We start from the raw sequence: 20,383 nt of genomic DNA on the forward strand, positions 1-20,383 counted from the left end.
CACCCCGCAACCGTAAGGTGCCGGGGTATGACGGGTGTGACGGATGGACCGAAGGAGACTCATCCCACGGAGTCCGATTCACCCGTCGATACGCTCCGTCACCATGGTGACGTCGAAGCGTCATCGGGGCTGGTCGACTTCGCGGTGAACGTCCAGGGCGCGGCCCCGCCGCGGTGGCTGCGGGACCGGCTGGCCGCCGCGCTCGACGACCTCGCCCGCTACCCCTCCGCCGACCACGACCGCCGTGCCCGCGAGGCCGTGGCCGCGCGGCACGGCCGCGACCCCGCCGAGGTGCTGGTCCTGGCGGGCAGCGCCGAGGGGTTCGCGCTGCTCCCGGCCCTGCGTCCGCGGCTCGCGGCGATCGTGCACCCCGGGTTCACCGAGCCGGAGGCCGCCCTGCGGACGGCGGGGGTGCCGGTCGTGCACGTGCTCACCACCGGTGACCATCGGCTGGACCCGGCGGCCGTGCCGGAGGAGGCCGACCTCGTCGTCGTCGGGAACCCGACGAACCCCACCGGGGTGCTCCACGCGAACCTGCGCGCGCTCCGCCGCCCCGGTCGGACCGTCCTGGTGGACGAGGCGTTCCTGGACGCGATCCCGGGGGAGCCGGGGTCGATGGCGGGCGAGCCGGGCTTCCTCGTGTTCCGGTCGCTCACCAAGACCTGGGCGCTCGCGGGGCTGCGCGCGGGCTACGCCCTCGGCGCCCCCGATCTGCTCGCCCGGCTCGCCGCGCCGCGCCCACAGTGGCCGGTCGGCACGCTCGCGCTGGAGGCGGTGATCGCCTGCTCCGAGCCCACCGCCGTCGCCGAGGCGGCCGCGCTGGCGGGCACGCTGGCGGCCCACCGCGCGCACCAGGCCGCGGCGCTCGCCGCGCTGCCCGGCGTCGAGGTGCTGCCCGGGGTGGCGCCCTACCTGCTCCTGCGCGTCCCGGTCGGCACCCGGGAGCGCTTGCGGGACAGAGGGATCGCGGTCCGGCGGGGGGACACCTTCCCGGGCCTGGGACCCGAGTACGTCCGGGTGGCGGTCCGCGAACCCGCGCGGGTGGCGGTCCTGGTCGAGGCACTGCGGGCGGTGCTGGTAGGTGTAGCAGCATGACCACGTTGGCGGAGATCACCGCCGTCCTGGAGGCCGCCTACCCGCCCGCCCTCGCCGAGGGCTGGGACGCGGTCGGCCTGGTCTGTGGCGACCCCGCCGAGCCGGTCTCGTCGGTCCTGTTCGCCGTCGACGCGGTGCCCGAGACCGTCGACGAGGCGATCGGGACCGGGGCCCAGCTCCTGGTCACCCACCATCCGCTGCTGTTGCGCGGCGTGCACGGCGTCGGGGCCGACACCCCCAAGGGGGCGCTGCTGCACCGGCTGATCCGCAACGGCGTCGGGCTCTACACCGCCCACACCAACGCCGACTCGGCCGACCCGGGCGTCAACGACGCCCTCGCCGAGGCGCTCGGGCTCACCGTGACGGGCCCGCTGCAGCCCAAGCCCGCCGACCCGCTCGACAAGATCGTCGCGTTCGTGCCCACCGGTGCGGCGATCCGGGCGGTCCACGAGGCGCTCTCGGCGGCGGGCGCGGGTGAGATCGGCGACTACTCGCACTGCTCCTTCGCCACCGCCGGGACCGGCCAGTTCCTCCCGCACGCCGGGGCGAACCCGGCGATCGGCGAGGTGGGGCGGCTGGAGCGGGTCGCCGAGACGCGCTTGGAGATGGTGTTGCCGCGCCACCGCAGGCGGGCCGTCGTCGAGGCGCTGCGCGCGAGCCACCCCTACGAGGAACCGGCGTTCGACGTCCTGGAGCTGGCCGAGCTGCCGAGCCGCCGGGGTCTCGGGCGGGTCGGCACGATCGCGCCGGAACCGTTGTCCGCCTTCACCTCCCGGGTGGCCGCGGCGCTGCCGGAGACGGCGTGGGGGGTGCGGGCGGCGGGGGACCCGGACCGGGTCGTCGAGCGGGTGGCGGTGTGCGGCGGCGCGGGGGACTCGGCGCTGTCCGCGGCGGTCGCGGCCGGTGTGGACGCCTACGTGACCGCGGACCTGCGCCACCATCCCGCGTCGGAGCACCTGCTCGCGGGCGGCCCCGCACTGGTGGACGTGGCGCACTGGGCGTCGGAGTGGCCGTGGTGCGCGCAGGCGGCGGCGGTGATCGACAAGGAGCTGGGGGGTAGCGTCGACACGCGGGTCTCGACGATCCGGACCGATCCCTGGACCCTCGGGAGGAACGCGTGAAGGCCGCACCCGCCGCGCAGAAGCGGCTGCTCGACCTGGCCGGGGTCGACGCCGAGCTGACCCGGCTCGCCCACCGCCGTCGGGCGCTGCCCGAGCACGCCGAGCTGACCGCGGCCGAGGGTGCCGTCCGGGCGGCCAAGGACGCCCTGGTCGAGGCCGAGACGGCGGCCGGGGACCTGGACCGGGACATCACGCGGCTGGAACGGGACATCGACGGCGTCCGGGCCCGGACCGACCGGGACAAGACCCTGCTCGCGGGCGGCATCGGGGCCAAGCAGGCGCAGGACCTGCAGCACGAGCTGGAGACCCTCGCCCGCCGCCAGTCCACCCTGGAGGACGAGCAGCTCGAGGTCATGGAGCAGCGGGAGGCGTTGGGCGGCAACCTCGACCACGCCCGCCGGGTGCTGGCGGAGTCCGAGGAGGCGCTGGCCGCCGTCACCGTGCGGCGGGACACCGCGCTCGCCGATCTCGACGCCGCCGAGGCGGGCCGGACCCGGGACCGGGCCGCGATCCTGCCGGACCTGCCCGCGGACCTGCTCGCCGAGTACGAGGCCCGGCACGCGCAGGGCAAGGTCGGGGCCGGGCTGCTGCGGGAGCGGCGCTGCGGGGCCTGTCGGCTGGAGCTGGACCGGACCTTCCTCGGCAGGCTGAAGGCCGCGGCTCCGGAGGACGTGGTGCACTGCGAGGAGTGCGGCGCCATCCTGGTCCGCACGGGGGAGTCGGGATTGTGAGTGCGCCCTCCGGCTCGGCGGCGTGGAGCGGCCAGCGCGGTGCCGTCAGCAGGCTGTTGCTGCTGCGCCACGGCCAGACCCCACTCTCGGTGGAGAAGCGCTACTCGGGGCTGGGTGATCCCGCGCTGACCGATCTCGGGCTCGCCCAGGCGGACGCCGCCGCCGAGCGGATGGCGGCCCGCGGCGGCATCGACGCGATCCTCTGCTCGCCGCTGCTGCGCGCCCGGCAGACCGCCGAGGCCGTGTCCAAGGCGATCGACGTGCCGGTCGAGGTGCGGGCGGGCCTGATCGAGACGGACTTCGGCTCCTGGGAGGGGCTGACGTTCCTCGAGGCCCGCGAGCGCGATCCGGAGCTCTTCGGGCGGTGGCTGGGCAGCGCGGACGTGGCGCCGCCCGGGGGCGAGAGCTTCGAGACCGCGGGTGCCCGGGTGGACGCGGCCCTCACCGAGATCGTCGCGGAGTTCGGCGGGCGGACGGTGCTGCTGGTCAGCCACGTCACGCCGATCAAGCTGATCCTGCAGACCGCGCTGGGCGTCGGCGAGTCGATCCTCTACCGGCTGCACCTGGACCTGGCGTCGCTCTCGGTGGCGGACTTCTTCGCCGACGGCAACGCCACCGTCCGGCTGGTCAACGACACCTCGCACCTGGGCGGCCCGGACTCCCCGCGGCTCAGGTGACCAGCCACAGCGCCACGGTCGAGGCGGCCAGGCAGGCCGGCACGGTCAGCAGGCCGAGCACGGTGAAGGTGGCCAGGCGCGGGGGCGTCGGGAGGATCCGGCGCCACAGCAGGGTGGCCAGCGACCCCACGTAGGTCAGGTTCGGCCCGATGTTCACCCCGAGCAGCAGGGCCAGGACCAGCGCCGGGGCGGGCGCGGGCCCCAGCGCGGCGAGCAGGACGAGGGTCGCGGGCAGGTTGTTGACCAGGTTCGCCAGGACCGCGGCGAGCCCGGCCACCGTCAGCAGCTCGACCAGACCCGTCGTCGTCGGGAGGAGCCCGGCGAGGGCGTCGGAGAGGCCGTGGGCGCTGACCCCGGCCACCACCACGCCCAGGGCGAGGACGAACAGGCAGAACAACGGGGACGTCCCGGCCACGAGCCCGCGCACGGTCGTCTCGCGGCGGACCAGAGCCCGGACCGCGAGGACCAGGGCGCCCGCGCTCGCGATCCACACCGGTTCGACGCCCAGGTACCCCGACACCCCGAACCCGGCGAGGGTCAGCCCGAGCACGACCAGCGCGAACCGCGGGGTCGGCAGGTCCGGCGGGGTGGGGGTCTCGGCGTCCGGCAGGTCGCGGCGGAAGAACCACCGCAGCACGCCGTACTCGATCGCCAGCGTGACCAGCCAGGGCAGCGCCATGAGCGCCGCGAACCCGACGAACGTGAGCCCGGAGGCCTCGAACACCAGCAGGTTGGTGAGGTTCGAGACCGGCAGGAGCAGCGAACCCGCGTTCGACAGGTGCACGCAGGCGTAGGCGTGCGGGCGGTTCGGGACGCGCAGCCGGGCGGTGGTCGCCAGCACGACGGGGGTCAGCAGGACGACGGTCGCGTCCAGGCTGAGCACCGTCGTCACGCCCGTGGCGGCGAGGAAGACCAGGGTGAACAGCCGCCGCGCCCGTCCGTGCGAGGTGTGCGCGAGCCGGGCGCCGAGCCAGGCGAACACCCCCTCGGCCTCCGCGAGCCTGCCCAGCAGCAGGATCGCGGCGAGGAACCCGACGGTCGGGCCGAGTTCGGCGACCTCGGCCCGGGCCGCGTCCCAGGGCAGCACGCCGAGCAGCACGGTCAGCGCGGCGGCCGGGACGGCGACCACCGCCTCCGGCACCGGTCGGAGCACGGCGACGACGAGGACGACCGCGAGCAGCGCGACGGCCAGGACGGTCATGTGACCAGCAGGTACACGCCCACGGCCAGCCCGAGCGCCACCACGCACCAGCGCAGCACCGTCTCCGGCAGCCGACGCGCGACGCGGGCCCCGACATACCCGCCGATCAAGGTCGTGGGGGCCACCACCGCCACGGCGGTCCAGTCGACCGGCGCCCCCAGGCTGAAGATCACCACGGTGACGGTCGCGGCGACCAGCGAGAGCACGCCCTTGAGCGCGTTGAGCCGGACCAGGCGGTCGTGCGTGAGCAGGGAGAGCGTGGAGATCAGGATGACGCCCAACGCCCCGCCGAAGTAGCCGCCGTAGATCCCGGCCAGGAACATCACCGGGAGCAGCCAGATCCGGTCGCGCGGCTCCGCGGCGCCGTCGCCGGGCGCCCCGATCCACCGCTTGATCCGCGGGCCGAGTGCCATCAGCACGCTCGCCGCGATCACCAGGACGGGGACGACGGCGTCGAACACGCTCGCCGGCAGGGTCAGGAGCAGGACGCATCCGACCACCGACCCGAGCGCCGCCGCGATGCTCGTCGACACGATGCGCCGCCGCTGCCCCTGCAGCTCCCGGCGGTTGCCCAGCACGATCCCGGCGTACCCCGGCCACTGCGCCACCGAGTTGGTGACGTTCGCGGCGAGCGGGTTCAGCCCCACGGCCAACAGCGCGGGGAAGACCAGCAGGGACCCGCCGCCCGCCACGGCGTTCACCGCCCCCGCCACCAGCCCCGCCACCACGAGGAAGACGAGCTGACCCGGCGTCGCATGCACGGCGAAACCCTAACCGCGCGAGCCCGCGGCCGCGGAGTCCGCCTCGACCGGTAGAGTCGCCGACGCGGACGAGCAGGCCGGGCGGCCGCGTCTCCCCCTCGTCGTTCGCGGCGGCGGGGAGCCGAGGAAAGTCCGGGCTCCGCAGGGCAGGGTGGTTCGCTAACGGCAACCCGGGGTGACCCGCGGGACAGTGCCACAGAGAACAGACCGCCACCCGGCCTCCGGGCCGGGCGGTAAGGGTGAAACGGTGGTGTAAGAGACCACCAGCACCCCGGGTGACCGGGGTGGCTCGGTAAACCCCACCCGGAGCAAGGCCAAAAGGTGCTCCCCAGGGAGCACTGCGCAGGTGTTCGAGGACGGCCCGTCCGAGCCTGCGGGTAGGCCGCTCGAGCCTGCCGGTGACGGCAGGCCTAGATGGATGGTCGCCGAACGGGTGTCGCGAGACACCCGGGAACAGAACCCGGCTTACAGGCCTGCTCGTCCGCCCCAAACCTCTGACCTGCGGAAACGCCGAACGACGTCCGCGCTGATCGTTGCGAGGAAGCGGCCAGCGTCGACCCGACGGGCGAAGGACTTCTTGCGCTGGTGTCCGTCCGGGTCGCGCCAACGGGCCAGCCAGCTGACCTTGCCAGCCTGCACCCGCCGGTCGACGCTCCCCATTCGAGTGCTCAGGTGGCCATCACGTCGCCGTGCGGCGAGGTGAGCTGCAGGACGCCTGTCTCCAGCTCGTCCTCGTCCGCGTACTTCTCGAGCCACTCGGTGACGTGCCACAGGGCGAAGCGCCACCTCGCCCCGGACAGTCGGATCGTCAGGACTTGGTCCATCGGCGGCCACTGACCGTTGATCCACGGGACCTGATCCCAGCCGGCCTGACGGATTGTCGATGTCTCAGCGGAGGTGCCGTCGTGGACACCGCTCTGACGGGCGCTGCTCCCGGCGTTGTCCATCAGCGAGTCGTGAGCGCCCACGATCGCGCGGTGATCTCGACAGACACCGTGGGCGTGGGCTCGGCGGCCACTCATGCGGCGATCATGGCGCATTTGTGCCGGTGCCCTGCGAGAACAGGGCGCTCCATCGTGGCGATGAACCGGGTAGCTGAGCTGCGGCCGCGCCCGCGTGCATGACCGGCCCGAATCGGGCCTGGAGCCGCTACCGTGGTCGATGTGAGTGCCCAGCCCGTCCACGGACCCGTCCACGAGACGCCGGCGCCGGCCGGTGCGCCCCGGGAGATCCGTCAACACCTGCTGGCGGAGGAGGTCGGGCAGTTCGACCGCGAGTGGCGCGCCGCGATGTCGCGCTCGGCCGAGTCCCTCGACCTCGGCGAGGTGTATCGGGTGCTCGAGCGCTGGCGTCGGATCGCGACGATGACCCAGGCCGACCCGGCCGCACACCGCCGAATGCTGAAGAAGGTCGACCGCATCCAGAGTGGCGAAGAAGTAGGCACGTTCAGCGGGGACGACCTGCGCACCATGCTCACCGCGCGGCAGCAGCACGGGCAGGGGCGGTCTCCGCAGATCTGATGTACCGGATCGACGTCGACGACGAGGTCCACGACCAAGTCGCCGCATTGCCCGCCGCCCTCATCCCGCACTTCCTGTACCTGCTGGACGTGCTCGAGCTCGTCCCGTGGAACTCCGAGCCATACAACGACGCCAAGCCCGACGGCTCCATGCGGACCCTGGTGTTCGGGCCTCCAGAGCTACCCGCACAGGTCGTGTTCCTCATCGTCGAGGATCTCCAGCGGGTCGACCTGCTGCGTGTCACCTGGCCCGAGTCGTGACCCGCGAGCGCCGCGATGCACGGGGCTGGCGCGAGCGGCGCCAGCCGTCCTGTGATCCATCAGCGCGCGGAGGGGTCTCGATGTGCCCGCCGGTTCCGGCGTTTGCACGCGGGCCGGGGTAGCGCCATGGAGAGACTCAGGCTCGCGCAACTGGTTCAGGGTGACGGCGAGGCCCGGCAGCGTTGCGGTCGGCGGCGGCCTTGCTCAGTCGGGCAGCCAGTTCGCTCGCGTTCACGGTCATGCGCCCACCCTCACGGTCGCCGCGCCGAGGCGGTCGAACTCGGCCCGGAACACGTCGCCCGGGGTCATCGGGACAGCCGCGTGCAGCGCGCCCGTCATGATCAGGTGGCCGGGTTCGAGAGCGACCCCGTTCTCGCCCAGGACGTTCGCCGGCCGCACCCGGCCGTCTCCCCGGGATCACGTGTCCGGGTGATCCCCGGGGTGTCCCGGATCCCCGGCGACCCTCCTCCGTGGATGCTTCGGGCGTGCACTGGTTGGGAAGCGCGATCACCGCCGTACTCGGGACGCTGCTGCTCAGCATCGTCGTGAGCCGCCCCCTGCAGCTCGACTTCTCGATGTCGCGTCGCCTCGCGGCGGGCGCCGTCGCATTCGGGACCGCCCTGCCGATCATGGAGGCGATCACCCCGGCCGCGGCCATCGCGACCCCCGCGCCGTTCCCAGTGCTGTGGTTCATGCTCCTCGGCAGCATGCTGGCGACGTTGCTGGCCATGGTGCTGCTGGTGTTGGCCGAGGTGCTGGTGCCCAGCGGTTCACTGCCGGGGCCGATCGCGCTGGTCCGCAGCCTCCCTGCCCGTCGCTCCCGGGCCGCGCGCTTCGCGGCGATCACTCGGATCCTGCTTCGGCGTGGCCTGGCCGCGTACGTGTTCACCCGCCAGCGTCCCGACCTCGCCACCGCGGAGGGCCGGACCCGGCTGGCCCGGTCTGTCCGTGCAGCACTGGAGGACGCGGGGGTGTCCTTCGTGAAGCTAGGTCAGATCCTCGCTACCCGGCCGGACCTGCTCCCGCCCGAATTCATCGAGGAGCTCACCCATCTCCAGTCACGCGCGCGCCCGGTGCCGTGGAGCGCGGTGGAGGCCGTGATCCGGGCCGAGCTGGGTGCCGGCCCCGCGACCGTGTTCTCCCACATCGATCCCGAGCCACTCGCGACGGCGTCCATCGCCCAGGTGCACGCGGCGACGCTGCTCGACGGCGGCGACGTCGTCCTCAAGGTGCAGCGGCCGGGGATCGGGCCTGTCGTCACCGACGACATGGAGATCCTGGCGCGGCTCGCCCGCCGCTTGGAGCGGCGTGCGTCGTGGGCGGCACGGCTCGGCGTCGTCGCTCTGGTCGAGGGCTTCGCGGCGTCCCTGCGCGAGGAGCTGGACTTCCGGATCGAGCGCCGCAACCTCGCCGCGCTCGACCCGGGACCGACCGCACAGGTCCGCACGCCCGCGGTGTACGGCCCCTACAGCACGGCGCGCATGCTGGTCCTCGAACGGATCCACGGCCTACCGGTCACCGAGGCGCCGCCGGAGTTGCGTCCCGGGTTCGCGCACACGTTGCTGGAGGCGCTGCTCACCCAGATCACGGTCGGCGGGCGCTTCCACGCCGACCCGCACCCGGGCAACATCCTCTACACCGACACCCCCGACGGAACCGGCCAGTTGGTCTGGCTCGACCTCGGCTCGGTCGGCGTGCTCGACGCCGGGCTCCGAGCGTCCCTGGTCCGGCTGCTCGTCGCCGTCGACGGCGGCGCCGCCTCCGACGTGCGGGACGTCCTGCTGGAGATCGCCGAGGCCCCCGAAACCCTGGACGAGCGCCGTCTAGACCGTGACCTGGGCCGGTTCCTCGCCCGGTTCACCGCCGCCGGAGGCGGAACCGACCCCGCCGTGTTCGTCGATCTCGTCCGGATCCTCGCCGACAACGGAATGTCCGCCCCGCCCGAGCTGGCGGCCGTGTTCCGGTCGATCGGCACCCTCGACGGCACCCTCACCGCGCTCGACCCGGGGTTCGACCTCGTCACCGAGGCCCGCAGGTACGCCACGAACCAGCTGACCGCCGGTGTCGATCCCGACGACCTCCGACGACGGCTGACCACCGAGGCCCTCCTGCTGCTGCCGACCCTGCGCCGACTCCCGCGCCGCGTCGACCGGATCGTCGGTGCCCTGGAGGCCGGCACCCTCACCGTCCGGGTGGACCCCCGGACCGGCCACCTCGCCCGTCCGGCGACCGCCGCTGTCGGCCAACTCGTGACCAGCGCGCTCGCCGCGGCGACCGGGCTCATGGCGGCGCTGCTGCTGGCCGCTCCGACCGGCCCCGAGGTCGGACCGGGCCTCGCCCTCAACGGCCTGCTCGGTTATCTGCTGCTCATGGTCGCCTCGGTCCTGGGCCTGCGCGCCATCGTCCGCTCCTACCGAGGGTGAAAGGACGGCTGAAATCGTCCCCTCGCAGAGCGAGGTGTGCAGCTCGGGCGATCTGAGCCCCGAACATCGTGGTGTAGCGGCTGCTCGGTTCGTCGTCGAGTGCACGCGCCGTTGTGGTGCATGCGGTCGGAGGCCGCGACCCATGCTGCGGAGACCTTCGACGCCTGCGGTCAGCAGTTCGGTGGCGGAGCAGTGGCGCAGGGCGTGGATGTGGGTGTCGATTCCTGCTCGTTCGGCCATGCCCTCGTATCGCTGGGTGACGGCGTTGGGGGACTAGGGCTGGGAGTGGTCCGAGGTCTTGAGCCCGGAGTAGACGAAGGTCTGGTCGGAGCCAGACGAGGATGCCCCAGTCGCGTCGTCCATTGCGAGCGCTCGCTCGAGCAGGAGCGGCCTGGCGGGACGAGGGTGGGTCGGGGACTGCCCAGGGTTCGGTTGACTCCTGGCTGTGAGGACGTGCTCCTCGCTGGAAGGATCGACATCGTGCCCAAGCCGTTCCCGAAGGAGTTCCGCCGCGACGTGATCGCTGTCGCCCGCCAGGGCGACCAGTCCATCGCCTCGGTCGCGCGGAACTTCGGGATCTCGGAGTCCTGCCTGTCACGCTGGCTCAAGATCGCCGACCGCGAGGACGGCATCAGCTCGGACTCCTCCGGCATGCCGGCCAAGCCGGCGAGCGAGAGTGATCTGGAGGCGGAGAACCGGGAGCTGCGGAGGAGGGCCAAGCAGCTTGAGCAGGAGAACGAGATCCTGCGCCGCGCCACCGCCTACTTCGCCCGCGACGTGCTCCCAAAATGATGTACCCGCTGGTCCTCGACCTCGCCGCCGACAAGATCCCCGTCGCGGTGACCTGCCGGGTGCTGGGCTTCTCCAAGCAGGCCTTCTACAAATGGCGCGCCAAGCCCGTCTCCGACCGCGACTACGACGACGCGCACGTGATCAACGCCGCCGTCGACGTGCACCACGACGACCCCGAGTTCGGCTACCGCTTCATCACCGACGAGCTCACCAACGCCGGGTGGACGGCGTCGCGTAACCGCGTGAACCGGTTGTGCACGATGCAGAAGCTCTGGTCGGTCCACGCCCGCCGACGCGGCTCCTGCCGTCGTCCGGGCCCGCCGGTGCACGACGACCTCGTGAGCCGCGAGTTCACCGCAGAACGGCCGAACCTGTTGTGGTTCACCGACATCACCGAGCACCCCACCGCCGAGGGCAAGCTCTACCTCTGCGCGGTCAAGGACGCCTGCTCGAAGCGGATCGTGGGCTACTCCATCGACGCCCGCATGACCTCACAGCTGGCCGTCGAGGCACTGCGCAACGCCCTCGCCGTCCGTGATCCCGAGACGACGGCGATCGTGCACTCCGACCGCGGCAGCCAGGGCGGATTCAAACGGTCGTCGCAACACCCTGATCACGGAGGAGTCCAGGGATGGCGACGAAGGACTGGAGCAGGAGGACCGGCGATATGCCCGAGGGGCTTCGCCGGCAGTGGCGTGCTGATCGGGCGCTGCGGCCGCCGATGCGTTCCCCTGGGCGGCCAGAGCCGTCGCGGGTGGTGCAGCGACAGTTCTGGCGGCTGATCGCCACGGGTGTCACGACGGTGGAGGCGTCGTTGGCTGTCGGCGTGTCGTGGCCGGTCGGTGCCCGCTGGTTTCGCCACGCTGGCGGCATGCCGCCGATCTTGCTGACCGAGCCGTCGGGTCGCTGCCTGAGTTTCGACGAACGCGAGGAGATCGCGATCTTGCGCGCCAAGGGCAAGGGAGTCCGTGAGATCGGCAGGGCGATCGGGCGGGACCCCGGGACGGTCTCACGCGAACTACGCCGCAACGCCGCCACCCGTAGCGGGAAGGTGGAGTACCGCGCCGGGGTGGCGCAGTGGAAGGCCCAGCAGGCTGCGAAACGCCCGAAGACCGCGAAGCTGGTCGAGAACCCGCGGCTGCGCGAGTACGTCCAAGACCGGCTCGCGGGCAACGTCCGTAGACCTGACGGCACGATCGTCGCGGGTCCGACACCGCCGGTCTGGAAGGGGCTCAACAAGCCGCACCGGGCAGACCGTAGATGGTCGCTGGCGTGGAGCCCCGAACAGATCGCGCAGCGCCTGAAGGTGGACTTCCCCGATGATGAGTCCATGCGCATCAGCCACGAGGCGATCTACCAATCGCTGTTCATCGAGGGCCGCGGTGCGCTCAAGCGTGAGCTGGTCGCGTGCCTGCGGACAGGGCGTGCGCTGCGGGAGCCGCGGGCGCGATCCCGGAACAAGGCGCAGGGTCACGTGACCGCCGATGTCGTCCTGCGCGAGCGTCCCGCTGAAGCCGAGGATCGCGCCGTTCCCGGGCACTGGGAGGGCGACCTGATCATCGGCACCGGGAGGTCGGCGATCGGCACGCTCGTCGAGCGCAGTAGCCGCTCGACGCTGTTGGTGCACCTGCCGCGGGAGCAAGGCTGGGGCGAGAAGCCGTATGTCAAGAACGGGCCGTCGCTGGGCGGCTACGGGGCCGTCGCGATGAACGCCGCGCTGACCGCGTCGATGACGAAGCTGCCCGAACAGCTACGCAAGACGCTGACCTGGGATCGCGGCAAGGAGCTCTCGGGGCACGCGCTGTTCGCAGTCGAGACCGGGACGCGGGTCTTCTTCGCCGACCCCCACTCACCATGGCAACGCCCGACGAACGAGAACACCAACGGCCTACTGCGCCAATACTTCCCCAAAGGAACCGACCTATCGCGCTGGTCCGCCGAGGAACTCGAGGCCGTCGCTCACGCACTGAACAACCGACCCCGCAAGGTCCTCGGATGGAAGACCCCTGCCGAGGTCTTCGAAGAGCAACTACGCTCGCTCCCGCAGCCCGGTGTTGCATCGACCGGTTGAACCCGCCCAGTTCCGATCGCATGCCTACCAGCGCGTTCTCCGCGAGGCGCAGCTATGTGGTTCCCCCGAAATCGTGGAGGGTTCCCTATGCCGCGTCTCGGGTGATGGCGGTGTTCTCGTAGTTGATCGGTGAGAGCCCGGCTGCGGCGCTGTGTCGTCGCCGGTGGTTGTAGAAGCCGTAGCACCAGTCGATGACCACTGCACGCGCCCTGCTGGTGGTGTCGAAGATGTTGCGGGACAGTACTTCCCACTCCAGACTGGAGAAGAACGCCTCCGCTGCGGCGTTGTCGAAGCACGACCCGACCCGGCCCATGGACTGGCGGATCTCCAGCCGCCGGCACAGCGTCGTGAACGCGGCCGCGGTGTAGGTCGACCCGCGGTCGGTGTGAAAGATCACCCCTCGGATCTGCTCCGCGCCGCCCCGGGCCGCCACCGCCATCCGGATCGCCTCACAGGCCAGCTCGGCGTTCGGGTGCAGTCCGGTGGCCGCGCCGAGCAGCCGCCGCGAGTACAGGTCGATCACGGTGGCCAGATACAACTTCCCGGCCGCGGTGGGGATCTCGGTCATGTCCCCGACCCATCTGCGGTTCGGCTCGGCCGCGGTGAAGTCCCGGCGCAGCAGGTCGGGGAACTTCGGCGCCGCCTTGTCCTGGCGGGTCAGCCCGTTACGGCGACGGATGCGGCGGGCGACCAGGCCCTGGCGGCGCATCGAGTCCGCCACGGTCTTCTCCGACACCCGCCACCCGGCCTCGCGCAGATCGGCGTGCAACCGGGGCGAGCCGTGCAACCGCTGGGCATCGTCGAACGCCGCCGCGACAGCGGCGTCCAGTTGGGTCCGGCGCCGCTCGGTCGCGGTCGTGCCACCGTTCGAGCCGTTGGCCCGGCCGAGCCACTTGTACAGCCAGGAGATCGACACCCCGAGCAGAGCGCAACAGACCGTGTGCGGCACCCGGTAGGAGGTCCTCTGGTCGGCGATGAAACGTGCCACGCTCACTTCGTCGCCTCCTTGACCCACAGGACCACGGATCGCTTGAGGACATCACGCTCCATCCGCAGCTCGGCGTTCTCCGCGCGCAGCCGCTTGAGCTCCTCGATGTCGCCGCGGGACAGGCCCTCGGTGTCCTCGCGGGCCTCGCGGGCGCGGGCCACCCAGTTGCCCAATGTGCCCTCGTTGACCCCCAGGTCGCGGGCGACCTGGGCGATCGGCTTGCCCGTCTCCTCGACGATCCGGACCGCCCCGTCACGGAACTCCCGGTCGTATCGCTTCCGTACCTCTGGCATCGCTACCCCTTATAGCTGATGCCTCCCCGATCATGGGGGAACCGCAGCTACGCGGGTCGATGGGACGGGTCGGAACGTGCGCGGACAACGCCGCCATGGAGTCCTTCTTCAGCCTGCTGCAGAAGAACGTGCTCAATCGGCGCCGCTGGTCGACCAGGGCGGAGCTCCGGCTCGCGATGGTGACCTGGATCGAGCGCACCTACCACCGCCGAAGACGCCAGGACAGCCTCGGCAGGCTCACCCCAGTCGAGTTCGAGATACTCGCCTCGGCCGCTCACGCGGCCTGAACACCTACCCGACACGGGTCAACCAGACCCTGGGCAGGCCCCCTCCCCGGACATCACACCTAGGCGACGGTCCTCGCGGCGGCGACGAAGGCGACGAGTTCGTCGAGGGGGTCTGTCTCGTGATCGGTGTTTCCGGCGTCGTGTTCAGTAGGTCTCGGCTCCCGGCCAGCGGTCACCGAACGTGATGGCGAAGGCGTTGATCACAGGCTTCCAGCGCATCGTCCATCGGGCACGGCCTGTCCCGGTCGGGTCCAGGCTGCGGGTCACAAGATACAGGCACTTCATCGCGGCCTGCTCTGTCGGAAAGTGGCCTCGTGCTCGGACGGCCCGCCGGTAGCGGGCGTTGAGCGATTCGATCGCGTTCGTCGAGCAGATCACCTTCCGGATCTCGACGTCGTAGTCCAGGAACGGAATGAACTCCTCCCAGGCGTTGCGCCAGAGCCGGATCATCGCCCCGTACTTCCGACCCCATTTCTTCTCGAGTTCATCCAGGGCGACGAGCGCGGCGTTCGGGCCGGGTGCCGCATAGATCAGTTTGATGTCCCGTTTGACCGCATCCCAGTCCTGGCGGCCGACCAGACGGAAAGTGTTCCGGACCAGGTGCACGACACATGTCTGGACGATGGTCTGCGGCCACACGTTCGCCACGACCTCCGGGAGGCCTTTGAGGCCGTCGCAGACCAGGAACAGCACGTCGCGCACACCGCGGTTCTTCAGGTCCACGAGCACACTCATCCAGAACTTCGCGCCCTCGCCGCCCACGCCCATCCACAGACCCAGCACGTCTTTGCAGCCGTCCACGGTGACCCCGATGGCGGCGTAGACCGGCCGGTTGGCGACCTGCCCGTCCCGGACCTTCACGTGGATGGCGTCGATGAACACTGCCGCGTACACCGCGTCGAGCGGGCGGCCGGCCCAGTCGTTCATCTCGGCGACGACTTTGTCGGTGATCCGTGAGATCGTCTCTTTCGACACCGACGCCCCGTAGATGTCGGCGAAATGCGCGGAGATCTCCCCGGTGGTCATCCCCTTCGCGTACAGCGAGAGCACGATCTCATCCACATCAGTGAGGCGCCGTTGGCGCTTCTTCACGATCTGGGGCTCGAAGGTGCTCTCCCGATCCCGCGGCACGTCGATCTCGACTTCGCCGGCCGCGTCCGAGAGCACCGTCTTCGACCGTGACCCGTTCCGCACGTTCGTGGAATCCCGTTCCGGGACCGCTTGATTCTTGGCGTGCCCGAGGTGCTCGGTCATCTCCTCGTTCAACGCGGTTTCCAGCACATTCTTCGTGAACAGCTTCAGCAAGCCATCCGGGCCGGTCAACGCCAGCCCGCGGGCCTTCGCCTCGGCCACCATCGCCGCCGCAGCGGCCTGCTCCGGGGAGAGCTCCCTCGGCGGCTTGGACTCAACCTTGCGTGGACTCACAAGATCCGATGTCATCACTCACAGTGCCCATCCCGCCGGAACCCAGCCCGGCGTGTCGGGCCGAAAACACCGATCTTGAAACAGTCCCCGTCGAGGCGGTCGCTGCGGGTGGACACGGCGCGGTCGAGCACCTTGATGAGGCTGTCGTAGGCGTCGGTGTGGTCGTAGCGGGCGGTGTCGGCGATCTTGAGCGCCCACCGCCAGTAGCCGCGCATCGTGCCGGCCAAGGGCATCCGGAAGCCGGCGACCACGTCCCGGATCGGCTCGACCACGGCGTCCCCGTGGTGTTGCAGGTACCGGGTGACCACGTCCGCCATGAACGTGAAGTGCCGCGCCTCGTCCCGGGACAGTCTGGTCAGCACGTCCCGCAGTACCGGGTCGTCGACCACGGCCCGGAGCTGCTGGTAGTAGATCTGGGTGGCCTTCTCCTGCACCAGGGCGTAGGCGAAGAACTGGACGGGGTGCTCGTAGGGCAGCTCGAAGCGCGGCAGTATCGCCGGGCCGGGATCCCCGAGGCCCGCCGCAGTCTGGTAGCGGGTGAGCGCGCGGGCGTGGGTGTCTTCTTCGGACGCCCAGCGCACGGTGAAGTGGTACAGCTCGCGGTTGTGCGCGAACACCTCCGGGTCGACGGTGTCGTCGACCGGGAAGTGTCGGTGGTACACGTCGAAGTAGCCGGGGAGGTGGTCTTCGATCACCGTCACGAACTGCACGGCCGAGCGCTGCCCGTCGGTGAGCCGGTCGGCGTCCGCCGCGGCCCAGGCGAAGGAGTGTTCGGCGTCCCACCGGCGCTCCGGTGGGGTCGCTGCCAGGTAGGTGTCGACGGCCGGGCTGAGCTGGGCTGCGGTGAGCAGCTGCCGCGTCATCGGGAGTTCCGCAGGACGAGCGCGTAGTGCTTGGTGGTGTAGCCCCAGCCGGCGTTGGAGACGTCGAGGTAGTGCTCGAGTCGCTCGGCGATGCCCGGCTGGATCCGGTTCAACTCCGCGGCGTTGAGCTGCACGTTCTCGATCCACTGAGCGATGGTGCGGTGGTAGTGCCGAGTCAGGTCCAGGCTGGTCTCGATCGAGAACCCGGCGTCCTCCGCGGCGGCGACCAGCTCGGACAGGGGGCGGAGCTCGCCGTTGCCGAAGATCGTCTCCCGGACGAAGTCGGTGCCGTCGACGCGGTCGAACCGGTCGCGGATCGCCTGGTTGCGGAAGCAGGACTCGGAGACGTACATCCGGCCGTCGCGCCGCAGCAGACTGCGGGCCTTGGCGAACACGGCGGGCAGGTCGGGCATGTGCACCACGGACCCGAGCGCGGTGACGGCGTCGAGCCCGGTCGGGAGTCCGTCGGCCGTCTCGAACGGGCTGGTCACGATCCGGACGGGGAGATCGCCGGCCTGCGACTCGACGTACTCGCGCTGTCGCGGCGCCGGGCTGATCCCGGTCACGTCGCAGCCGCGTTCGCGGGCCAGGTACAGCGCGAGCGCGCCCCAACCGGAGCCGAGGTCGAGCACACGGGAGCCCGGTCCGGCGTGGACGAGGTCCGCGACCAGCGCGCACTTCTGCCGCTGGGCGAGGTCCAGTGGTTCGTCGAAGGTCTCGTACCAGCCGGAGCTGTACTTGCGCGAGGAGTCGAGGAACAGCCCGAAGATCCGCGGGTCGAGGTCGTAGTGCTGGTTGGTGACGCTCACCGCGTCTCCAGGGCTTTCCGGACCACGTCGGCGATCTCGGCGATGCTGCTGACGCCGAACACGTCCTCGTCCTCCAGCTCGACGTCGTACTCGCGCTCGATGCGGGCGATCAGCCGCAGCACCTTGATGGAGTCTGCGCCCTCGACCTCGCGCAGGTCGGTGTCGGTGGGCAGGTCGGCGGCCGGCACGGACAGCACCTCGCCGACGATGGCGCGGACGGTCTCGGTCAGGGAGTCGAGCGAGGCGGTCATGGCGTGCTCCTGTGGTAGGTGGCGGTGGCGCTCGCGACGAGGTCGCCGCGGGCGTCGGAGACGTCGGCGGTCGCTTTCACGAGGTCCGGCCCCACGGTGATGAGGTGGGCGGTGACGCGGTGGGGGAGCCCGACGTGGACGGTGCCGACGTAGCGCATCCGCATGCTGGTCGTGACGGCGAGCGGGCCGCCGTCGAGCATGATCAGGTTACCCATCGTCTCGTCGCAGATCAGCGCGACGATCCCGCCGTGCACCACGCCGGGATAGGACTCGTAGTGGTGACCGAGGTCGAAGTCGGTGGTCAGACCGGCGCCCTCGCGCGCGAACACGAGCCCGAGGCCGTGCGGGTTGCCCGGCGCGCACCCGAAACAGTCGTGGTCCGTCCAGGGCAGGGCGAGGGTCATCCGAGTGCCTCGGCGAGAGCCCTGCGGACCTTCCCGTTGCTGGAGAGGTCGCGGTCGGTGAGCGAGCCGAACGTCCTGCGGATCTTGTTCTGCAGCTCGTCGAGCTCGCCGGTGCCCGCGAGCTGGTCGAGGAACAGCTGGAAGCCGGTGTCGATGGTCTCGTGGCCGTCGAGGGCGTCCAGGCCGGACTTGAAGACGCTCACGGGGTGCTTGATCGTGTTGTCGGAGGTGTAGAAGTACAGCGTCTCCAGCACGCTGGCCAGCTCCTCGGGATGCTGCTCGAGGCGCTGCGCCGCGAAGTGTCGGAACTCGCGGGCGTGCCCGGCCTCGTCCCGGCTCGCGCGCAGCAGGAGGTCGGCGAGCACCGGCTCCTGCACCCAGTGCGAGACGGCCCGGTAGACGTGGTTGACCGTCAGCTCGGAGATGATGTTGGTCGCCAGGGTGGCCGACGGTGTCGACCCCGGTTCGTAGGGCGCGCGCATGGCAGCGACGGCGCGGGCGTCCACGTCCTCCCCCACGGCCTGCAGCCACGAGGTGAACGCGTAGTGGTGCTGCACCTCCTGGTAGCCCCAGATGACCGCGAAGGCGGAGAAGTCGTAGTCGTCGGCGAACTCGTTGAGGAAGCCGTGCACGGCGGCGATCACGTTGGACTCGCCCATGACGGCGCTCTTCACCAGGGTGACGTGCTCGGGCCTGACCAGGCTGCGGTCGATGCCGCTGAGGTCGAGCTGGTCGAGCTTCCAGTGGCTGCGGTCGTAGTGGCGGAAGACGTCGAGCGAGTGCATCGCGTCCATCCCCGGGATGACGGTCATGGCTACCTCTCGATGAGCGCGGCCGTCGCCAGCCGGCGCAGCTTGCCACTGGTGGTGCGGGGCAGGGTGTCGGGTGCGGTGAGGTGGACCGTCAGCGCTGACAGGCCGAGCGCGCGGCGGACCCGCGCGGCGATGGCGTGGCGGAGCCGCTCGTGCTCCGCCTCGGGCAGGGCCGTCTCGGCGACGACCGCGATGTGCTCGTGCGGGTCGAGGCGGGCCAGTGCGACGCACCGCCCACGTCGGACTCCGGGGACGGCGGCGGCCTCGGCCTCGACGTCCGCCGGGTAGGTGTTCACCCCGTTGACGGTGATCAGCTCCTTGGCGCGCCCGGCGAAGAACAGCTCCCCGTCGCGGAGGTAGCCGAGGTCGCCGGTGCGCAGCCAGCCGTCGCCGGTGAAGGGTTGCGCTCCGGTCAGGTATCCGCTGGTCACGGCCGGGCCGCGGAGCTGGATCTCCCCGACCGGACCGTCGGCGATCCGCAGCTCCATCCCCGGCACCGCCCGGCCCAGTCCCACGATCTCCTTGTCACCGGGCTCGCGCCGCCCCTGGGCCAGGGCGTCCCTGTCGACCGAGTCGACGACGGGGGCGCGGCCGACTGGCGGCAGCGTCGCGACGAGCGTGGCCTCGGCCATCCCGTAGCCGGGCGTCATGGCCTCGGCGCGGAATCCGGCGCGGCCGAACCGTGCGGTGAACGCGGAGACCGACTCCGGGCGGATGATCTCCGCTCCGTTGAAGCAGACCCGCCAGGCACTCAGGTCGAGATCCTGCTCCGCGGTCTGCACGAGTGCGTCGAACGCGAAGTTCGGCATGGTCGAGATCGTCGAGCGGGTCGCCGCGAACTCGGCGAGCCAGCGTCCGGGGTCTTTGACGAAGGCCGTCGGGTTCCAGAGGTGGACCGGGATCCCGACGAACAGGCCAGTGAGCGTGCCGAACAACCCCATGTCGTGGAACAGCGGCAGCCAGGACGCGTGGGCGTCCCGGGGACCGAGGCCGATCGCTTCGATGATCGACTCCGCGCAGGCCAGGACGTTGGTGTGGGTGAGCACGACTCCCTTCGGCGCCGAGGTGCTGCCGGAGGTGAACTGAAGGACGGCGGGGGTGTCGGGATCGACCTGGCGGGTCGGGAGGGGCCGGGCGGCCGTCAGCTCCGTCGAGTCGAGGACCGTCGCGTTCCACTCGGTGGCCCGCGCGCCCAGTACGCGTCGCAGCCGGGTCGACAGGACCAGGTGGCGCACGCCCGCCGCGGTGACGATCCCCGCGGTGCGGCCGCCGTACTCGGCGAGATCGCGCAGGCCTGCGGGTAGCGGCAGCGGGCAGACGGCGGCACCGAGCCTGGAGGCGGCGAACACGGTCTGCAGGAACTCGGGCCCGTTCGGGGCGAGGATCCCGATCGCGTCTCCGGGTCCGGCTCCATGCCGCGCGAGGCCCGCCGCCATCCGAGCCGACGTCTCGACCAGCTCCGCGTAGGACAGCGTCGCCTGCTCGGAGTGGAAGCACACGACCTGGTCGGCACGATCGCGTGCGACGGCGTCGAGTCGCTCGTGCAGTGTCGGCTCGCTTCGCGGCGCGGCCCGCGGGACGGTCGGACGCGCGCTCACC

At 71.3% G+C, this 20,383-nt stretch carries 21 protein-coding genes, 1 other RNA gene and 2 pseudogenes; 11 read left to right on the forward strand and 13 right to left on the reverse strand.

All coding sequences use genetic code 11. The features are described from left to right. The first annotated feature begins 27 nt into the window (after positions 1-27). Genes cobC through L3X23_RS07075 form a run of 4 tightly spaced genes read left to right on the forward strand, consistent with a single transcriptional unit; the run spans position 28 to position 3,624 of the window. Positions 28-1,095 carry an Rv2231c family pyridoxal phosphate-dependent protein CobC gene (gene cobC, locus L3X23_RS07060; RefSeq protein ID WP_237191297.1) on the forward strand — a complete coding sequence of 356 codons (1,068 nt, stop codon included), beginning with the start codon at positions 28-30 and terminating at the stop codon, positions 1,093-1,095. Continuing rightward, positions 1,092-2,216 (forward strand): Nif3-like dinuclear metal center hexameric protein, encoded by a 1,125-nt coding sequence (locus L3X23_RS07065; RefSeq protein ID WP_237191298.1) that lies wholly within the window; start codon positions 1,092-1,094, stop codon positions 2,214-2,216. Before cobC ends, L3X23_RS07065 begins: the two co-directional genes overlap by 4 nt. After that, positions 2,213-2,947, forward strand: a complete 735-nt coding sequence (locus L3X23_RS07070) for a zinc ribbon domain-containing protein (RefSeq protein WP_218129677.1) — start codon at positions 2,213-2,215, stop codon at positions 2,945-2,947. Before L3X23_RS07065 ends, L3X23_RS07070 begins: the two co-directional genes overlap by 4 nt. Beyond that, positions 2,944-3,624, forward strand: coding sequence for a histidine phosphatase family protein (locus tag L3X23_RS07075; RefSeq protein ID WP_308116877.1), 681 nt, complete (start codon positions 2,944-2,946; stop codon positions 3,622-3,624). The genes L3X23_RS07070 and L3X23_RS07075 overlap by 4 nt, the downstream gene beginning before the upstream one ends. On the opposite strand, the gene L3X23_RS07080 is transcribed toward L3X23_RS07075, so the two are convergent. Beyond that, the gene (locus L3X23_RS07080; RefSeq protein ID WP_237191299.1) at positions 3,617-4,825 is read right to left on the reverse strand and encodes an SLC13 family permease; all 1,209 of its coding nucleotides are present in this window, start codon (positions 4,823-4,825) and stop codon (positions 3,617-3,619) included. The two genes, L3X23_RS07075 and L3X23_RS07080, sit on opposite strands and share 8 nt — an antisense overlap. After that, positions 4,822-5,586, reverse strand: coding sequence for a sulfite exporter TauE/SafE family protein (locus L3X23_RS07085; RefSeq protein ID WP_237191300.1), 765 nt, complete (start codon positions 5,584-5,586; stop codon positions 4,822-4,824). Before L3X23_RS07085 ends, L3X23_RS07080 begins: the two co-directional genes overlap by 4 nt. 69 nt (positions 5,587-5,655) lie before the next feature. On the opposite strand from L3X23_RS07085, the gene rnpB reads away from it, so the two are divergent. Beyond that, positions 5,656-6,070, forward strand: an RNA gene (gene rnpB, locus L3X23_RS07090) — RNase P RNA component class A. Between the two features lie 184 nt (positions 6,071-6,254). On the opposite strand, the gene L3X23_RS07095 is transcribed toward rnpB, so the two are convergent. Further along, positions 6,255-6,410 carry a hypothetical protein gene (locus L3X23_RS07095; protein ID WP_237191301.1) on the reverse strand — a complete coding sequence of 52 codons (156 nt, stop codon included), beginning with the start codon at positions 6,408-6,410 and terminating at the stop codon, positions 6,255-6,257. A gap of 339 nt (positions 6,411-6,749) precedes the next feature. Between L3X23_RS07095 and L3X23_RS07100 the strand changes: the two genes are divergently transcribed. Both L3X23_RS07100 and L3X23_RS07105 read left to right on the forward strand, forming a co-directional pair. Further along, positions 6,750-7,106, forward strand: coding sequence for a DUF6247 family protein (locus L3X23_RS07100; RefSeq protein WP_237191302.1), 357 nt, complete (start codon positions 6,750-6,752; stop codon positions 7,104-7,106). After that, positions 7,106-7,366, forward strand: coding sequence for a hypothetical protein (locus L3X23_RS07105; protein ID WP_237191303.1), 261 nt, complete (start codon positions 7,106-7,108; stop codon positions 7,364-7,366). Before L3X23_RS07100 ends, L3X23_RS07105 begins: the two co-directional genes overlap by 1 nt. A gap of 237 nt (positions 7,367-7,603) precedes the next feature. On the opposite strand, the gene L3X23_RS07110 is transcribed toward L3X23_RS07105, so the two are convergent. After that, entirely contained in the window at positions 7,604-7,765 is a 162-nt protein-coding gene (locus L3X23_RS07110; RefSeq protein ID WP_237191304.1) for a hypothetical protein, read from the reverse strand. A gap of 86 nt (positions 7,766-7,851) precedes the next feature. Here L3X23_RS07110 and L3X23_RS07115 point away from each other — a divergent pair, with 86 nt between their 5' ends. The 3 genes and pseudogenes from L3X23_RS07115 to L3X23_RS07125 all read left to right on the forward strand — a co-directional run bounded on the left by L3X23_RS07115 (position 7,852) and on the right by L3X23_RS07125 (position 12,652). Beyond that, positions 7,852-9,789 (forward strand): AarF/ABC1/UbiB kinase family protein, encoded by a 1,938-nt coding sequence (locus L3X23_RS07115; protein ID WP_237191305.1) that lies wholly within the window; start codon positions 7,852-7,854, stop codon positions 9,787-9,789. 480 nt (positions 9,790-10,269) lie between these two features. Then, positions 10,270-11,240, forward strand: a pseudogene (locus L3X23_RS07120) (IS3 family transposase); the annotation flags it as partial. A gap of 8 nt (positions 11,241-11,248) precedes the next feature. Continuing rightward, complete coding sequence (locus L3X23_RS07125) at positions 11,249-12,652, forward strand: IS30 family transposase (protein ID WP_237190097.1); 1,404 nt, start codon at positions 11,249-11,251, stop codon at positions 12,650-12,652. An 85-nt stretch (positions 12,653-12,737) separates the two neighbouring features. Here L3X23_RS07125 and L3X23_RS07130 read toward each other — a convergent pair whose 3' ends face one another. Both L3X23_RS07130 and L3X23_RS07135 read right to left on the reverse strand, forming a co-directional pair. After that, positions 12,738-13,646, reverse strand: coding sequence for an IS3 family transposase (locus tag L3X23_RS07130; RefSeq protein ID WP_237190472.1), 909 nt, complete (start codon positions 13,644-13,646; stop codon positions 12,738-12,740). Next, a complete protein-coding gene (locus tag L3X23_RS07135; protein WP_237190473.1) occupies positions 13,643-13,933 on the reverse strand; it encodes a transposase in 291 nt (96 codons plus the stop codon). Before L3X23_RS07135 ends, L3X23_RS07130 begins: the two co-directional genes overlap by 4 nt. A gap of 47 nt (positions 13,934-13,980) precedes the next feature. Here L3X23_RS07135 and L3X23_RS07140 point away from each other — a divergent pair. Beyond that, a pseudogene (locus tag L3X23_RS07140) lies at positions 13,981-14,220 on the forward strand (integrase core domain-containing protein); the annotation flags it as partial. Positions 14,221-14,364: 144 nt separating this feature from the next. Here L3X23_RS07140 and L3X23_RS07145 read toward each other — a convergent pair. Genes L3X23_RS07145 through L3X23_RS07175 form a run of 7 tightly spaced genes read right to left on the reverse strand, consistent with a single transcriptional unit; the run spans position 14,365 to position 20,382 of the window. Then, entirely contained in the window at positions 14,365-15,645 is a 1,281-nt protein-coding gene (locus L3X23_RS07145) for an IS256 family transposase (protein WP_308116851.1), read from the reverse strand. A 14-nt stretch (positions 15,646-15,659) separates the two neighbouring features. Beyond that, positions 15,660-16,508, reverse strand: coding sequence for an acyl-ACP desaturase (locus L3X23_RS07150; protein WP_237191306.1), 849 nt, complete (start codon positions 16,506-16,508; stop codon positions 15,660-15,662). Next, positions 16,505-17,317, reverse strand: coding sequence for a cyclopropane-fatty-acyl-phospholipid synthase family protein (locus tag L3X23_RS07155; RefSeq protein WP_237191307.1), 813 nt, complete (start codon positions 17,315-17,317; stop codon positions 16,505-16,507). The genes L3X23_RS07150 and L3X23_RS07155 overlap by 4 nt, the downstream gene beginning before the upstream one ends. Further along, positions 17,314-17,568, reverse strand: a complete 255-nt coding sequence (locus tag L3X23_RS07160; protein ID WP_237191308.1) for an acyl carrier protein — start codon at positions 17,566-17,568, stop codon at positions 17,314-17,316. Before L3X23_RS07160 ends, L3X23_RS07155 begins: the two co-directional genes overlap by 4 nt. Next, complete coding sequence (locus L3X23_RS07165) at positions 17,565-17,972, reverse strand: PaaI family thioesterase (protein WP_237191309.1); 408 nt, start codon at positions 17,970-17,972, stop codon at positions 17,565-17,567. Before L3X23_RS07165 ends, L3X23_RS07160 begins: the two co-directional genes overlap by 4 nt. Continuing rightward, a complete protein-coding gene (locus tag L3X23_RS07170) occupies positions 17,969-18,784 on the reverse strand; it encodes a ferritin-like domain-containing protein (RefSeq protein WP_237191310.1) in 816 nt (271 codons plus the stop codon). The genes L3X23_RS07165 and L3X23_RS07170 overlap by 4 nt, the downstream gene beginning before the upstream one ends. A 2-nt stretch (positions 18,785-18,786) precedes the next feature. Beyond that, positions 18,787-20,382: an AMP-binding protein gene (locus L3X23_RS07175; RefSeq protein ID WP_237191311.1), complete on the reverse strand. Its 1,596-nt coding sequence runs from the start codon at positions 20,380-20,382 to the stop codon at positions 18,787-18,789. Position 20,383 lies beyond the last annotated feature (1 nt).

Origin of the sequence: Pseudonocardia sp. WMMC193, assembly GCF_021728735.1 — a bacterium.
Lineage (GTDB): Bacteria > Actinomycetota > Actinomycetes > Mycobacteriales > Pseudonocardiaceae > Pseudonocardia > Pseudonocardia oroxyli.

What these genes read in the sequence shown, in the direction of transcription:
- L3X23_RS07160 (WP_237191308.1), bottom strand. Translation starts at nt 17,568, where the DNA reads ATGACCGCCTCGCTCGACTCCCTGACCGAGACCGTCCGCGCCATCGTC.
- L3X23_RS07095 (WP_237191301.1), bottom strand. Translation starts at nt 6,410, where the DNA reads ATGGACCAAGTCCTGACGATCCGACTGTCCGGGGCGAGGTGGCGCTTC.
- L3X23_RS07080 (WP_237191299.1), bottom strand. Translation starts at nt 4,825, where the DNA reads ATGACCGTCCTGGCCGTCGCGCTGCTCGCGGTCGTCCTCGTCGTCGCC.
- cobC (WP_237191297.1), top strand. Translation starts at nt 28, where the DNA reads ATGACGGGTGTGACGGATGGACCGAAGGAGACTCATCCCACGGAGTCC.
- L3X23_RS07170 (WP_237191310.1), bottom strand. Translation starts at nt 18,784, where the DNA reads ATGACCGTCATCCCGGGGATGGACGCGATGCACTCGCTCGACGTCTTC.
- L3X23_RS07165 (WP_237191309.1), bottom strand. Translation starts at nt 17,972, where the DNA reads ATGACCCTCGCCCTGCCCTGGACGGACCACGACTGTTTCGGGTGCGCG.
- L3X23_RS07065 (WP_237191298.1), top strand. Translation starts at nt 1,092, where the DNA reads ATGACCACGTTGGCGGAGATCACCGCCGTCCTGGAGGCCGCCTACCCG.
- L3X23_RS07135 (WP_237190473.1), bottom strand. Translation starts at nt 13,933, where the DNA reads ATGCCAGAGGTACGGAAGCGATACGACCGGGAGTTCCGTGACGGGGCG.
- L3X23_RS07125 (WP_237190097.1), top strand. Translation starts at nt 11,249, where the DNA reads ATGCCCGAGGGGCTTCGCCGGCAGTGGCGTGCTGATCGGGCGCTGCGG.
- L3X23_RS07150 (WP_237191306.1), bottom strand. Translation starts at nt 16,508, where the DNA reads ATGACGCGGCAGCTGCTCACCGCAGCCCAGCTCAGCCCGGCCGTCGAC.
- L3X23_RS07105 (WP_237191303.1), top strand. Translation starts at nt 7,106, where the DNA reads ATGTACCGGATCGACGTCGACGACGAGGTCCACGACCAAGTCGCCGCA.